Genomic DNA, 15,630 nt, shown 5'->3' with positions numbered 1-15,630 from the left:
CTGCAATCGCAACGTCTACCCTGATTAAATGAACTTCACATCCATTCAAACCGTTGCCTTCGCCGCTCTTGTTGTCTATTTGGGACGATTTTTAAAATCAAAGTTTACTTTTATTGATAAGTACAACTTACCCTCCCCGGTGATTGGCGGAGTGTTGGTTGCGATCGTCATTTCATTTTTGAAGTCTCACGGAGTCTTGTCGCTGGAGTTTGATAAATCCTTTGAAACACCACTTATGATTGCTTTCTTTGCCTCGGTTGGTTACGCAGCATCCTTTCGTCTTTTGAAGCAGGGCGGCCGTCTGGTGGTATACTTTCTGCTTTTGTCCATTGGCGGATTGATACTGCAGGTATTCGCAGGAATTGGTGCCGCAAAAATGATGGGTCTGCATCCTTTGTTGGGGGTTTTAACAGGACCGGTTTCATTGACTGGTGGACCGGGAACAGCTTTGGCATTTGCACCCTCATTCGAGGCTGCAGGTGTCGAGAATGCTTCGGTGATCGGTATTACTTCCGCGATGGGTGGAATCTTACTGGGAGGTTTGATCGGAGCACCATTGGCAACTTTTCTGATTCATAGAAAAACCAAGACAGATCACGCCAAACGATCCCATGTGCAAGTTGACGACTCTCATTTCTTAAAATCATTTCCAGGTCGTGATCTTTTACTTCACGTGTTGGCACTGTGCTTGATTATGGGTTTGGGAACGGTAGTTACTTCCGGAATTGTCGCATTGGGAATTACACTGCCTATCTACATAGGCTCCATGATAGTCGCAGCGGTCTTTAGAAACATTGAAGACATTACTAATGTATTTAACATCAAACCCGATTGGATCGAAGAAATCGGCAGCGTCGCCCTGACACTATTTATTGCCATGGCCATTATGAGTTTACGTCTTGAAGAGCTAAAAAACGCAGCCCTTCCGATTCTGGTTTTCCTTCTGATTCAAACAATCATCGTGGCATTAACTGCCCTAGGCCCGGCATTTTGGACAACGGGCCGGGACTATGAAGGCGCCGTGATCAGCGCGGGATATACGGGTTTCATGATGGGAACCACTGCCAATGCGATGGCCAATATGCAGTCCTTGAGTCAAAAATATGGACCCGCACCAAAAGCATTTTTAGTGGTACCTCTGGTCGGCTCCTGCTTTATTGATTTCATTAATGCGGCAGTCATCACCTTCTGCCTCAACGTCTTTCAATAGAACGGCCGTTGATAAAAACCAAGTTTATTTTCTGAGTATTGCGGATGTCATCCATGGGATCCGCATCCAATACAATAAGATTCGCCTTCATCCCCACCTGAACTCCCGCATAATCTTTGGTAAGTCCCAAAATATTGGCGTTGTTGACTGTCGCAATGCGAATCACCTCTTCAGGTTCAAGCCCCGCATCCACCAACAGCTGCATTTCACGGTGTTCAGTAAAACCCTGAATGCGCGCAAGGTTTGCGCCAGAATCAGTTCCCAAGCCAATCACGATTCCGGATTTAAATAACGACATCACATTCTGCTGGGCTATTTTTAATTCCTCAGATGCTCCCGGTTTTGCTTCATAAGAATCTTGCAACCACTGCATCACTCCAGAATCCAATGCTCCTTTGAAAAAATCAGAATCCATCCATTCATGCTTTTTCTGATAGATAAACTGCGACTCATCCACGGACAAAGTAGGAACGTAGGCGGTGTTTTTGGTCTTCATCAGGGAAATCAGTTCCAAGTCTACGGGGCGATCACGCACACTGTGCGCCAAAACGTCGACACCTGCCTTTACCAAAAGCTTTGCATCTTCCAGATAATACACATGTGCTGCAACCGGCGTCTTGTGCGCATGGGCCTCAGCAATGAGCGCTTTGTAAATTTCTGGCGACATTTTCCTTTTCATTTTTCCGTTAAAGTCATCTACCCAGATTTTAATGAAATCGGGCTTTTTCGCCAGTAGCTCCCGCACCTGTTTCCGGGCTTCACTAACCGTGCGCGGACGATACACTTGATCGATACCCATTGCTGAAGGAGGTGCGCCATCAGCAACACCGAAACCCCGTCCCGCTGTCAAAACCCGCGGCAGTGTGCTGTCATTTCTTTGACTGTCCGCGCGAATTTTATAAATCACATCTGTATCTGTCCCCAACGACAAAACGGTAGCGACGCCGTACTTGCCGAATTTGTACAGCTGACTTAAATCGTTCTCTTCAGTGAGTTGCTTTGATCCTACGTCCGTGCCCTTGGTCATTCCCAGATGCACGTGAGACGACATCAAAGCCGGAATAACGGTTTTCCCTTCAAGCTCCAACACTTTTGCCCGAATCGGCAATACTTCCTGATTATCTAAAATCGAGCGGATTCGATCGTCTTTAATGACAATGTTGACGCTGGGACGGGCTGGCGATCCCATTCCATCAATCAGACGCACGCCTTTAAGGATTAACAGCCCCTCGCCGTTTCCTTCCAGACTGCTTTGTTTATGAGAGCACGCACCCAACAGAACAATCCACGCCAACAAAACCCACAGTGAACGCATAGAAGCCCCTTTCGACAGACTGATTATAAAAGAAGTCGCTGAAAGAGAGGCCTGCCTAGCCTGGAATGTTTCAAAAGACAGTATTTACTTCGTGAAAGCGGTAAAACAGAATAGACTTTACCCATGTGGATAATTTTGAAGCTTCTATTTAGTACGACTGCATTCTTGCTGCGCTATACGCATCGCTATATGAGAATGCACATAATGATTAGCTCCCCCACCCAACATGAAGGTGTCGAGCTTCATTCGTACATTGCCAAAGGACGTGGCAAACAACAACTGACCACGTGGAACCGGACATTTCCCTGTAAAACCTCATTCAAGCTTACACGCGAATCAAAGTTGGATATTTTCTTTAAACACTGGGGCTTTGCAGAAGAAATCCAAACTCAGGATTTGTCCTTTGATTCGACCATCTACATCGCCTCTGACAGCACTAACTTCATGCGCAAAATTCAAACCGATGCCGAGTGCAGAAACCTGATCATGCAGCTTTTTGACAACGGTTGTTTGTGGATTTCAGGTGGTGGCAACATGATGTTGGCGCGCTTTTCCGGGGATCTTCGCAGTGACTCGAAGGTCAGCAGCCTTTTTGCGCAATTAACCAAGCACATTGAAGAGCTGCAAAAGCAGCCGCGGGAAATTGATCTATTTGCAGTGAAAACACTGATCACTGAATCTCTCATTTGGGGTTTTGCTGGATATGCCCTTGTCAGTGTTTTGCAATGGCTGCGCATGCGAGAGGATGTTTACTTAAATGCCGTCGCCCTCGCTAGATCCGGAATCCTTGTCAGTGCCGTCATCGCCCTTGCCCTGGTGGCAGTCATTGCCTGGATTTTTAAAAAATCCTCGCGCGGTCATCGCATCATTATTGAAAGCTTTTTGGTTTTGGCTTTTGCGGTTCCGTTTGGGGGGATTGCGCTTTTCTCCGATTATAATATTCAATTAGACCGCTCACCGTCGACAGTCATTGAAGGTACGGTAGAGGGTCATTATACGCAAATGCATCGGGGACGATCCGGGCGTCACTATATAACCTATCATATTCAGGTGTCTGACAACTCTCCAGGATCGAAATTTATTCTGCCAACGGATTTGCGGGTTTCTTCCCATCTTTATGAAGAACTAACGATGAAAAGCCGGGTTCGTATAGATGTCGGAAGCGGAAAGCTTAAACACCCCTGGATCCGAAAGATCACTGCTCTTTAGCAGTTGCGATTTCTTCACGGTGGTTTTGATTAATAACGTATTAACTTAAACGGGATTGGCGTTCTCCCTGACCTGCGTGATTGTAAGTACTCCAACAACAAGGAGACATGCAGTGCAAAACCGATCTAATCGTAATGAAAATCGAAGACCCTATTCTTCCCGCGGATCATTTTCTTCTCGCGAGGAATCCAGATGGTCTGACTCCGGTCAAAGACGAGGCAATTTCTCGAGTGAAAATGAAGATGAAACGATGCGTGACTACAACATGGAAAACTCCAGTCCGCGCCGTGACTTTGATTTTGAAAGCGGAACACGCCAGCGCTATGGCCAGGGCAACTCCCATGAACTAAGATATGAGGCCGACCGCTTCCGCGATACAGAATGGAACCGGGATCGATCCGACCGCGAGTCTGACTCCTCACCAAGCTATGGTAGCTATTCCCGGGATTATAGCTCTCAGAACTATTCGGACCGCGACCCGCGAGGCAGCCAATCCTATGGCGGTGCCCGCAGAAATCTGCGCGAGGAATCGTATGGCTCTGAACGTTCCGAGCGCTCTCAGCGCAAAACCTATGAAGGTCGTGGGCCTAAATCCTACAGCCGTTCCGATGACCGCATCAAAGAGGACATTTGCGAGATGTTAACTCGAAATGCCGAGATCGACGCAAATGACATTGACGTCGAAGTAAAAGAGGGCGAAGTGACTTTATCAGGCACCGTGTCTGATAGACGCATGAAACACCTGGCTGAAGACCTTGTGGAACGCACTTATTCAGTTAAAGACGTTACCAACAATATTCGCGTTCAGCGAGAGGCGACTCACGACTGGTCGACACAAAGTGAAATGGGATCCAATTCCGATGTGGAATCAAGCTCCAGTTCCAGCAAAAGTGAAACTAAAAGTGGCAAAAAAAGCAGTCATTAATAACTAAAAAAGATGGGGAATTACTTCCCCATCTTTTCTATTTTCATAAATTCTTAAGATAAGTAATCTAGCGTTTAACCGAATCAATAGACACAGCCAAAGCTTCTGTATACTTAACTTCAATCTGATCGCCTTTTTTCAACTGATCAAGAACACTTTTATCCTGAACATGAAAAGTGACGGTACGCTGCGGTCCCTTAACAGTAACTGCATTTTTGGGTTTATCCACTTTCATGATAGTACCAATCGCAGAAACAGTTCCTACCACCATACCACCTGGCTTTTGACCCTCTTTAGAGCGAACAATTTCTGAAGACGTATTCGTCATGTTGTCAGCAGTGCCTTTTTTCTTGATTTCAACGGCCAAAGACTCCACATAGCGAATTTTCAGCATATCTCCCTTGGAGATTTGGTTGAAGTTTCTAACTTCCGGCGGTGCTTTGACTGTCACCTTTTCGCCGTCTTCGTTCTTTAGAACCAGTTCACGGGTTTTCTTATTAACGGAAATAACTTCGGCCTCAACTTCGACCGCTTGGGTTCCTTCCATCGTTTGAGGCCCCGTTCTTTGCATGGAATCGTAAAGCTGTGAGTCCCCTTGAGCCAAACCGGCTTGAGGACTTAATAGAGCTGCTGCGACCAACAATCCACATAACTGTGCTTTCATTTTTTCTCCTATTTAGGTTGATTAACCGTGCTGTGCTAATGAAACAAGGGACAAGTCTTCCGGTGTATCCAGATCTCTTAGATACATTTCTTCTTTGATCTCCAACGGGGCCAGGCGCTGCGAGTATTTATTCAATAAATAAGAGCAACCATAATCGCCGTCTGGATATTGCAGAATTTCGGGAGCAAATTCCCGCGGAATAAGAATAGGCTGGGAGGTTTTCCCCTGACAGGAAAGGTAGACGATATTTTTGCCTTCGTGTTCCTCGAAAACACGGATCATATCCTTCAGCATTTTTGAATCAAGTTCAGGCTGGTCTGAATGGCAGATAAAAAAACCATCATGGTATTTACGCAGGTTCGAAAGACCAGTGCGGATTGAACTGTGCATCCCGCTTTCGAATTCTTTATTTAAGACGACTTTAAGCGGCAAGTCCTTAAGCTCAGACGAGATCGAGTCCGCTTCATGTCCCGTAACGGCGATCATTTCTTCGAAATTAATACTTAACACTTCCATGGCGGTTCGTCGAACCAGAGAGGTTCCCGCAAAAGGCAGCAAGAGTTTGTTTCTGCCACTCATTCTGGAGGACTTTCCCGCAGCTAATAACAAACAGGAAACCCGACTTGCACCACGTAAACTGACCTTGATACTCATGACTTCGCTCCCCAAAGCAAAAAATGTATGCCTAGGATAGCGAGCAGAACCCGTGAAACCGAATTACGAACTGAAATGTGTTAAAAGTCTAATTAGGCCGCACTGCCATTGGGATTTAACAGCTTGCGAAGGACCTCAGACATATCCAAAACCATAAAGATCTTTTTCTTTCCCGTGGGATCAGGCATTTCAATGACATCCTGAATGTCCCCCCGCAAAGCTGTTAAAGCATCTTTGGCAAACAGACTTGGAATTTTGATTTTCTTGGATTCATCGACCGTATCGATGGACTCGACCGAATCCACCAACAAGCCAATTTTACCCTGGGCACCCTTCACGATCAGAATGCGGGAATTCGTATAGTCGCCCGTGACCTTCATTCCATAGTACATGCGCAGATCCACAAGAGTTACCACTTCGCCCCGCATATGCTGTACGCCGACCACGTAATCAGGATACCCCGGAGGTTTAACCATGTCTTCAGTCAGGTTTGCGATCTCATCCACTGAATTAAGACGCGTGGAAAGCATGTACTCAAGCTTAAAGGAAATATAGGAATTCCTTTCGCCCGCTGCCTCTTTTTCCAAAGCTTTGGCATTTTCTTTTGAGTAAAGCACACTGTGGCCGCGAGTGAACTCGCTGATTTCTTCGTCAGTAAGAATATGATCTTCTGCCAATAAAAGGACATTGCGGTTTTCTGCCACCGGCAGCACTCCCCGCATCATAGACATCTTCTTTTGATCAAACATCGGAATCGGCAGCAGATTTTCCTCGAAGTAAGTATTGATACTGTCCACCGCATCGACCATATAGCCGACGTATAGGTCCTTTAGTTTCATAATTATGATTCTGCGGGAATCCGCATCCACTTGTTCACTTTCAGGAACCTGCAGAAGCTTGCGGAAATCCAGCACCGGAATTACAACGCCTCTTAGACTTACCACGCCAAGACAGTTTTCAACCTGGGCTGCACTTCGCTTGATTTCAGGCACGCGAATGATTTCGCGGATGGCCGCGATATTTAATCCGAACTCGCGGTTGCCTGAATGAAAAGAAATACATTGGCGACGCGTGTATTTTTTCTGGGAGCTTTCGTCTTTCTGTGCCGAGGTGCTTAGCAAGCTCGCAATATTCTCTATTTTCAGCAAAGCAACCGGATCGATCACTTCCACCAGTCGGGCGCCGTTATTAAGCTTTAATGCCGATCTGATGACTGCTTTCACGCCTTCTTGGGCGTCATTAAATGCACACACATCTGCTGCTGGCACATTCAATATTTCAGAGGTCGAATCAAATAACAAACCAATGCGAACACCTTCGGTGATCACTACAGCAATCTTTCCAACCGCATTTTCCGCTGAGGGCAGATTTAAAAGGACGGACATATCCACAATGGGAATGACTGTGCCACGCAGGTTGAAAATTCCTTTTAAAAAATCCGGCGCCAGCGGTACGGGACTGATGGCCTCAGGAACATTGACCACTTCCTGCAACAGACCCACCGACATAGCAAGCTCGGCATCGCCCAGTTTGAAAGAGGCAAACATCTTTAGATTTCCAGCGACCGACGCTTTATTTGTCGTCCCCATTAGGCAGCTCTCTTGTAAATTAACGGTTTAGTATAATCGAACGAAGTTTTCAGCCGAGCCAAAGATTCTGCCTCCCCAATAATCAACACGCCTTCAGGCTTTAAGCTTGCGTGCATATTCTTAAGGACTAGCTCCTGATCCTGCTCGTTAAAATAAATCAAAACATTACGCAGAAAAACCACATCAAAAAAAGCGGTGCGCGTGCCCCGCGAATGCAGATTATGAACGAAGTATTCTATATTCCCCAGAACTGCGGGATGTAATTGCAAAACCGATTCATCGCGGCCTTTGAAGTAACGTTGAAATATTTCAGGGGATCGCTTGCGAAGATCTTCCATGCTGCGTTCCTTATAGGTGCCTTTGCGAGCGCCTTCCAAAACGTCAGTATCGATGTCAGAGGCATAAACTCTATAGCGAAAGCGCGGATTCGCACGCTTGAATTCCTCACACAAAATACCAATACTTGCAGATTCTTCGCCGGTAGATGCGGCAGCGGACCAGATGCGCATAATCTCGTCGGGATTTTTTTGTGACCAGGCTTTCAGATAGTCCTTGCCAAAGAAATCCCAGATCGACGGCGTTCTAAAGAACACCGTTTCGTTGGTAGTTACACAGTTAATAAATTTTTGGATTTCATCTTTATGATTTTCCAAATGATCAATGTACTCTTCGGCGGAGGCAAAACCCAGTTCCTTCATGCGAGGACGAATGCGCGCCATAAGCAGCTCACGCTTTCGCTCCTCCATGAAAATACCGGTATGTTTTTTGACCAGGCTAAGTAGCTTTCGCAAAGCCGGGCCAGTTATCACACGTTCCGCCTCTGACATAATTAAACCACGAATCTTGAAACAGTTTTATTCAGTTCATCGGCTCCGCTAACCAGAGATTTAGTTGCTGATGCAATGTTCTCGGAAGCTTGAGCTGACTTCGTCGCTTCGTTGGCGATGTACTGAATCGCTGTGCTGATACCTTTTGCCGACTCGGACTGTTCTTCTGCCGCCAGGTTCACCTCGGCAATAGATTGAGTGGTCTTTTCGATACCAGATACGATCTTACCAAACGCCTCACCCGCTTGTTTAGAGATGGCACTGCCCTGCTCCACACGTTTTACGGATTCGTTGATAAGTTTGGAAATTTCCTTCGTCGCCTGAGACGATCTTTCTGCAAGCTTACGAACCTCATCAGCTACCACCGAGAAGCCAAGACCGTGTTCACCCGCGCGAGCGGCTTCGATCGCGGCATTGAAGGCCAAAAGATTCGTCTGACTTGCAATCTCACTGATAACTTTGATGATTTCACTGATGTCTTCAGAGGACTTGTTAATCAACTCCATCGCTTCAATGGATTTCGCGATAGACTGACTGCCAACCTCGGCTTCACCTTGAGTGACTTTAGCAAGTTCATTAGCTCGTTTAGTATTATCAGCGATAGAAGCGATAGAGGCTGTGAATTCCTCGATGGAGGCATTCATCTCTTCCACTGTCGCACCCAAACTATGGGCACCTGAGGCCACGTTGTTGGATTGATCAGCGATCGATTTGGAGCTGTCACCAAATTGACCCGCGGAATCGACCACTTTGCCGATAACGATACGCAAATCGCGCATCATCGTGGCAATACCACTTGCAAGCTGCGCAAGGGCGTCGTTACCTTCAACCGATACCGGAGAACTTAGGTCACCCGCAGCCGCCCGGTTCACAACAGAAAGAAGCTGATCCACTTTTCTTTGATCTTCTTCGGATTTGATCTTAATGGATTGTTCCATTTCAACCTGAGCCGTGATATCGGAAGCGAACTTCACTACTTTGTAGGGTTTGCCACCGGCATCCATAATAGGATTGTAAGTAGCCTGAATCCAGATCTTACGACCGCCGGAACCGATACGTTGGTAGCGGCCAGCATCGTATTCACCACGATTTAGCTTTTGCCAGAAGAAGTCATAGTCTGCACTGCGAGTGTAGTCGCTATCACAGAACATGCGGTGATGTTTGCCTTTAATTTCGGTCAGGCTATATCCCACAGTTTTAAGGAAGTTTTCATTGGCACTAATAATTGAGCCATCAAGATTGAACTCGATCACCGCCTGAGCTTTCGAGATCGCTGAAATCATACCTTCATGTTCAGCGCTGATAGCTTTTGCCTTGGTGATGTCAGTTGCAAACTTGATCACCTTATAAGGATTGCCGTCTTTATCAAAAACCGGATTATAAGAGGCATTAATCCAGATTTCTTTCCCGCTTTTATTAACGCGTTTAAATTCACCCGCTGCATACTCGCCCTTGGCCAGATTCTGCCAGAAGTTCTTATAGTCCAAACTTGAAGCATAGGCAGGATCACAAAACATCGAGTGATGTTTGCTTTGAATTTCAGCAAGGGAGTACCCCACCGCATTTAGAAAGTTATCGTTCGCAGTGCGAATGGTGCCATCAAGATTAAACTCGATGACTGCCTGAACTCTGTGCAAAGCTTTGCTTTCACTCTGAAGAACGCTGATTTCGTCCATCTCAGAAACAGCTTCTTCGAAACGACGTGCAGTTGACATGTGGGCATCTCCTCTTATTTATATGATGAACTTTTCGGTTATTGGGTCTCCGTACTAAACATCTGTTGTATTAATGTTTAGTAAATTAGTGTAATGAAACGGCCCCGATTTGAGATTGCGAATTTGCTCAGTAAAGATTCAATGAAAATCACCCTCTACTGCAATAGGCCGCTATTACGCCGTGATTTCTATTATAAACTTATTCATATTTATTGAAATACTCACATAGGGAAACCGGGAAAATGTAATCCAAATAGCTCAGATAAGAACATTTTCGGATATATCCGTACGCCATATAAAAATTTATTTACAGAGATTAAAATAAACTGGGATTTACAAATTCACCTGTGCTGGAAAAGAAAAACCCGGTGTTCAACCGGGTTTTTAAAATCTTATTTTTTGATCGTACTGTTCTTAGGGATTTCCACCCAAAAGCTGCGGTTTCACCAAAATGGATTGATAAATCTTGTAATTGCGTTTTACCAAGCGAACATACTCACGAGTCTCAGTATAAGGAATCATCTCAACAAACAGGTCAATGTTCTCGGTTGGATAACGTTTCTGCCACTGGCGAACCATTCCCGGGCCTGCATTGTATGCTGCGAGAGCCAGCTCCACAGAGCCAAAATCAGAGATCAACTGCGCCAGGAATTCGGATCCTGCATGGATGTTGGTTTCTGGATTTAGAAGTTGAACCGGTTTTTTCACGCCAAAGTGTTTTGCCGTCGGGTAGATCAATTGCATCAAACCAGATGCACGGGCACGGCTGCGGGCCGCCTTATTAAAGGCGCTTTCCTGACGAATCAATGCTTTCACCAAAATTGGATCTGCACTTTTGCTGTTTTCAACGATCTCTTTCCAGTAACGGATTGGGAACAGCAAATTTGCCGCCGATGCGGTGATCGACTCGGGATGATCAGACAAGTATTTATGCAAGGCCTGGAATACGGAAAGATCCGCCCCGTTTGCACTTAGCAAAACCAAAACCGAAGTTTGGAATGGCAAAGGCAGGTTTCTGAACTTTTCCAGATTCATTTTGCTGGCAAGATACTGCACTGTCGAGGAACGCTCCTCTGCAGTCAGCTTAACCAGTGATGCCAAAAGACGATCCCAGTCGGCATCGCCACTGCTAGCGCCCAGGTACCACTGTGTCGGAGAAGAAGGAATTGTGCCCAATAAGATGCCGTAACCACCCAGTGGGTTGGCATTCTTACCGTCTACGGCAGCAGAACAAAAGCTTTTCAGGTACGCCTGACGGTCGCGCATACCGCGCTCTGCAGGAGCTGGATACTTATCCAGGTATTCTACAGCGCGTGGGCATTCGTTTTGTTGAATGGCGAATACAGCCAAACGGAAAACGCTTTCCGTTTTGGATACGTTTTCACAGCCCAGAACTTTTTCATGAAGATTTTTGGAAACGTCACGGGCATTTTGATCTGGAAAATCCAGTTCCAGCATGTAACCCATCGCCTGGCTTTCCAGTGATTTATCACAAGTGAAATCAGCGACTAGCTCCTCACCATGACTTAATCTTTTTTGCGTGCTCCAGCCACGGAATTTTCTAAGGAATGCAGACTGCTGCTTTTTATCAGAGTTATCCGTCTTTAAACGCTCAGCACGAATCGCTGCGGGCATTTCAACCGCAGGATCTTTTGAATTTAATCCAGCGAAGGGCTCGGCTTTCACCTGTGCCTGCAGGTACTCGACAGTGGAATCCTGCCCTTGAGTAAGAGCTTGATCCAAAGTTAAAGCGCCTTCTGGCGGCGGAGTCAAAACCACGGGTTCAGACGCCGGCTGACGAGGCTTGGAAGCACATGCTGTGACGAATACTAATGAGAGAACTAATAGTTTGCGCATATTACCTTATCGGATTTTCAGGCAAATTCCGGTGGCCCAGTTTGATTCTAACATCAAAAATTGGACCCCGAATATTGCGACTGGACGAATCTAAAAATGAGACAACCAGACTGGAATGTTGTGGAATTAGACAAAAACCTCTCCAACAAAAAGTAACCTTGCGGTTCTGAAGAAACTGCCGCTATGGACGGTCCAGTGTCCATTTCCGTTTTCGACTTTTGCACTCAGCTGCAACACCCCTGATGGCATTCCAATTCGAACAGACTGTAGCGATTTTCCCTGGACCATTTCATTTATTACACTGCCAGGCAAATAGGCAGTCACCGCCGCACACAGTGAGACTGTCAGCGGCAGAGCTTTATGTGGCTGGCCGCTTGCGATCACGCGCATTTCAAAATCACGATCAGCGGTGACAGCTGGACTTACGATACCCACATAGGGAATGGCGATAAAGCCGCCAGCTTCTTTGGGACTTGTTGCGATCCCCATTGCCACCGAGGCATGACGGCGGATGGTTTCCAATTTTTCTAATAATTCCGGCTGGTGATCAAGTTCAGTTGGCGACTCTGTCCCCTTCAATCCCAAATCCTGGGCCCGCAAGATCACGCAGGCATTGGCGGCATCCACCATAGAAACTTCGATTTTGCCAACCCCTGCAACTTCCAGAACCTCGCGCAAATTTCCGGTAGGCAGTAACTTTCCAGTGGTCGCTCCACCCGGATCTTGAAACTCAAGTCGGATCGCCGCACCTGTTCCTGCCACACCCGGGATCGAAAACTCACCCGCAAGATCTGGTTCTGAATTCTTCAAAGGAAAAAACGCATGAATGATTTTCTGAGTGTTGGTATTAAAAATACGCACGCACGCTTCATCCCCAGTGACTTTACACATCCCCTGCCACACAGCAAAGGGTCCAATGGCCGAGCTGATATTGCCACAGTTCCCTTTGTAATCCACTTTCGCCTCGGTGACCGATACCTGTGCAAAAGTGTAATCTACATCCGCATCCGGTCGAGTTGAAGGGCGCACGATGGCAACCTTGCTTAAAGAAGATACTCCCCCGCCCATGCCGTTAAGTTGTCGGCCGTAACTATCGGGACTGCCAAGAACGCTTAAAAAAATGGCGTCCCAGCTTTTTTTGTCAGCTGGAAGATCGGATTCATTAAAAATCAGGGCACGACTGGTGCCGCCCCTCATGTACGTTGCGCGGTATGATTTCATGTTATCAAACATCATAACTCTATTTGTCTTCAAAAACCAACGGCGTACTCTGGGGGCTAGAAAATAGGGGGCATGTATGAAGGTCGTAGTTCTACTTTATGCCATCATTCTTTGCGGAGTCGTTTTGCAAACTCTTGCCTGAAAGTTTAAAGACTTTCAAAAGGTAAAAGAGGCTTGGAAATATCAGCAGACTTCCCACACCCAACGCATAGCTAAGCTGGCGAAGAGTCGGCTCGGGCGCCGCTGCCGCGACAAATGAAATCGCACCTTGCGGAGTCAACACCGCCGCTGGAGCAATCGCGAAATACCAACCAAACAAAATCAAAGCAGCCTGTGCGGCCGCCGCCAAACGAATCCATAAAGAGCGTTTAAACCGCAACAAATTCCACAAAACGAAAAAGAACAAGGTCGCCATCACTACGCAGGCAATTGAAAATGGATTCTTTAAAAACAAAATCAGAAAAGGGCTCTGCTCCAAATAAGCAGCCACGAAAACCGCACCTCCGGTAATCACCACGGCGGTATTAAAAATGAATCCCCAGCGTCGGTAATGGGCCTTTAAGTCGGAATTTTCTGACTCCCCGATCAGATAGATCGAAGCCAGAAAAGAAAAAATGCTGATCATAAAGAAACCCATGGCGATGGGAACCCAACCCATCCAGGGGTTGACGTAGGCTTCAAAAAATCCCGTGGCCGTGGGATCTATATCGCCTTGCCATAGACTGCCCGCAACCACTCCCAACCAGAAAGTCGTCCATACACTGGATAAACTAAAAATCCAGGAATAGGTATTCTGCGATTTGGAATCATAAACAGCATCATAATGTCTAAAAGTAAAAGCTGTACCCCGCGCCACAATTCCCACCAACAAGGCCACAATCGGAATATGCAAATGAACCATCACCAGACTGAATACCGTCGGAAATCCCATGAACAAGATAACTACAACGATAATCAGCCACATGTGATTGGCTTCCCAAACTGGCCCCATTGCTTCGTTAATCACATGGCGCTGTTTTTCCTGCAAACGTTTCGGAGTCGTCAGTTCGACGATCCCGGCACCGTAGTCAGCGCCTCCCAGCACGACGTATAATAAAAGCGAAGCCGCAATGAAGAATATTAGAATCTCAACCATCACGATGCTCCCTTACTCATATTCTTTTCCGCCACCTGCAATTGCCGACGGAATAACCACGCCGTTACGAACGACAAAAAGAAATACAAAACCAGAAATAGATAAAAATGAAATTGCACGCCAGGCATTGGGGTCACAGCGTCCTTGGTTTTCATAATGCCATACACGATCCAGGGCTGACGTCCCACCTCGGTCACAATCCACCCGGCCTCGATTGCAATAAATCCCACGGGCGTTGCTGCCACCAAAATCTTAAGAAACCACGAAGGCAAAACAGGCTTTCGCACCACAACCAGATAAACCAATCCGATTCCGATCATCAAAGTTCCCAGTCCCACCATCACCTGAAAGGCGATGTGAGTGATAAGTACCGGCGGCCACTCGTCACGGGGAAAATCGTTCAGTCCTTTGACTGTTGCATTCATGTCGTTAAACGCCAGGAAACTTAGCATGCCAGGAATTTTAATCGCGCCATGCACTTCGCCAGTTTCCGCATCAGGAATACCACCCAGAATAAGGGGCGCTCGGGCTTCGGTATGAAAATGCGCTTCCATCGCGGCTAATTTTGCCGGCTGATACTCTGCCACCTTTTGCGCGGCAAAGTGTCCAACCATGGGTTGTATCAAAGACGAAACAATCGCAAACACCATGGCGATCTTTAAGGCGCGTAAATGCAAAACAGAATGGGGTCGTTTCAACAAAAGCAAAGCATGAAGCCCCGCCACTGCAAAACCCACGGCCTGAATAGCCGCCACCTGCATGTGCATCGTTTGATGAAGCCAGGCGCGATTGAACATCGCCGCCACCGGATCGATATTGATGGCTTCTCCGTTCACCCATTCAAATCCCGCAGGCGAGTTCATCCACGCATTCGCAGCCACAACAAATACTCCCGAAGCGAATCCGGAGATTCCTACCACCAGCCCCGCGCACCAGTGAACCCAGCGATTCATGCGCTTCCAACCATACAGGTATAGTCCGATGGCCACCGCTTCCAGGAAGAAGGCACTTCCCTCCCAGGAAAACGGCATTCCAATGATGGGACCTGCATGCTTCATAAAGCCGGGCCACAACAAACCTAACTCAAAAGATAAAACAGTTCCTGAAACTGCACCGACAGCAAATAAGATTGCGACACCTTTCATCCACAGCTTGGTCAGCTCCAGATCCTCCTGGCGGTTTTTTTTCAAATACAGAAAATGTGCGACTGCCATGAAGAACGGCATGACCATGCCAATGGCAGCAAAAATAATATGAAATCCCAATGAAAAAGCCATCGTCGAGCGCGCGGCTAAAAGATCGTCCATAT

The 15,630-nt window shown here is 46.8% G+C and carries 13 protein-coding genes; 3 read left to right on the top strand and 10 right to left on the bottom strand.

Annotated features, from left to right (window positions below):
- Nucleotides 1-28: 28 nt before the first annotated feature.
- Complete coding sequence (gltS, locus tag ACLWNV_RS04570; protein WP_413586729.1) at nt 29-1,210, top strand: sodium/glutamate symporter; 1,182 nt, start codon at nt 29-31, stop codon at nt 1,208-1,210.
- Here the strand turns inward: gltS and ACLWNV_RS04565 are convergent.
- The gene (locus ACLWNV_RS04565) at nt 1,194-2,525 is read right to left on the bottom strand and encodes an amidohydrolase family protein (protein WP_413586728.1); all 1,332 of its coding nucleotides are present in this window, start codon (nt 2,523-2,525) and stop codon (nt 1,194-1,196) included. The genes gltS and ACLWNV_RS04565 overlap by 17 nt on opposite strands.
- Nucleotides 2,526-2,648: 123 nt before the next feature.
- On the opposite strand from ACLWNV_RS04565, the gene ACLWNV_RS04560 reads away from it, so the two are divergent.
- Together ACLWNV_RS04560 and ACLWNV_RS04555 are read left to right on the top strand one after the other, a co-directional pair.
- Nucleotides 2,649-3,734: a hypothetical protein gene (locus ACLWNV_RS04560; protein WP_413586727.1), complete on the top strand. Its 1,086-nt coding sequence runs from the start codon at nt 2,649-2,651 to the stop codon at nt 3,732-3,734.
- A 112-nt stretch (nt 3,735-3,846) separates the two neighbouring features.
- A complete protein-coding gene (locus ACLWNV_RS04555; protein WP_413586726.1) occupies nt 3,847-4,659 on the top strand; it encodes a BON domain-containing protein in 813 nt (270 codons plus the stop codon).
- A gap of 67 nt (nt 4,660-4,726) precedes the next feature.
- Here the strand turns inward: ACLWNV_RS04555 and ACLWNV_RS04550 are convergent, their stop codons facing one another.
- The 9 genes from ACLWNV_RS04550 to ACLWNV_RS04510 all read right to left on the bottom strand — a co-directional run bounded on the left by ACLWNV_RS04550 (nt 4,727) and on the right by ACLWNV_RS04510 (nt 15,628).
- On the bottom strand, nt 4,727-5,323 hold the full coding sequence (locus ACLWNV_RS04550; RefSeq protein WP_413586725.1) for a hypothetical protein: 597 nt from the start codon (nt 5,321-5,323) through the stop codon (nt 4,727-4,729).
- 21 nt (nt 5,324-5,344) lie between these two features.
- Nucleotides 5,345-5,977: a nucleotidyltransferase family protein gene (locus ACLWNV_RS04545; protein ID WP_413586724.1), complete on the bottom strand. Its 633-nt coding sequence runs from the start codon at nt 5,975-5,977 to the stop codon at nt 5,345-5,347.
- A gap of 92 nt (nt 5,978-6,069) precedes the next feature.
- A complete protein-coding gene (locus ACLWNV_RS04540; RefSeq protein WP_413586723.1) occupies nt 6,070-7,566 on the bottom strand; it encodes a chemotaxis protein CheW in 1,497 nt (498 codons plus the stop codon).
- Nucleotides 7,566-8,393 (bottom strand): CheR family methyltransferase, encoded by an 828-nt coding sequence (locus ACLWNV_RS04535; RefSeq protein ID WP_413586721.1) that lies wholly within the window; start codon nt 8,391-8,393, stop codon nt 7,566-7,568. The genes ACLWNV_RS04540 and ACLWNV_RS04535 overlap by 1 nt, the downstream gene beginning before the upstream one ends.
- 2 nt (nt 8,394-8,395) lie before the next feature.
- Complete coding sequence (locus ACLWNV_RS04530) at nt 8,396-10,108, bottom strand: methyl-accepting chemotaxis protein (RefSeq protein ID WP_413586720.1); 1,713 nt, start codon at nt 10,106-10,108, stop codon at nt 8,396-8,398.
- A 414-nt stretch (nt 10,109-10,522) separates the two neighbouring features.
- Nucleotides 10,523-11,965: a lytic transglycosylase domain-containing protein gene (locus ACLWNV_RS04525; RefSeq protein WP_413586719.1), complete on the bottom strand. Its 1,443-nt coding sequence runs from the start codon at nt 11,963-11,965 to the stop codon at nt 10,523-10,525.
- A 126-nt stretch (nt 11,966-12,091) separates the two neighbouring features.
- On the bottom strand, nt 12,092-13,186 hold the full coding sequence (locus tag ACLWNV_RS04520; RefSeq protein WP_413586718.1) for a 2-methylaconitate cis-trans isomerase PrpF family protein: 1,095 nt from the start codon (nt 13,184-13,186) through the stop codon (nt 12,092-12,094).
- A 91-nt stretch (nt 13,187-13,277) separates the two neighbouring features.
- Complete coding sequence (locus ACLWNV_RS04515) at nt 13,278-14,321, bottom strand: cytochrome d ubiquinol oxidase subunit II (protein ID WP_413586717.1); 1,044 nt, start codon at nt 14,319-14,321, stop codon at nt 13,278-13,280.
- Complete coding sequence (locus ACLWNV_RS04510; protein WP_413586715.1) at nt 14,321-15,628, bottom strand: cytochrome ubiquinol oxidase subunit I; 1,308 nt, start codon at nt 15,626-15,628, stop codon at nt 14,321-14,323. Before ACLWNV_RS04510 ends, ACLWNV_RS04515 begins: the two co-directional genes overlap by 1 nt.
- Nucleotides 15,629-15,630: the final 2 nt, after the last annotated feature.

Source organism: Bdellovibrio sp. HCB274 (genome assembly GCF_047306075.1).
In the GTDB taxonomy this organism is placed as follows: Bacteria; Bdellovibrionota; Bdellovibrionia; order Bdellovibrionales; family Bdellovibrionaceae; genus Bdellovibrio.
Note: the sequence above shows the minus strand (reverse complement) of the source record. Positions and strands in the feature narration are given on the sequence as shown.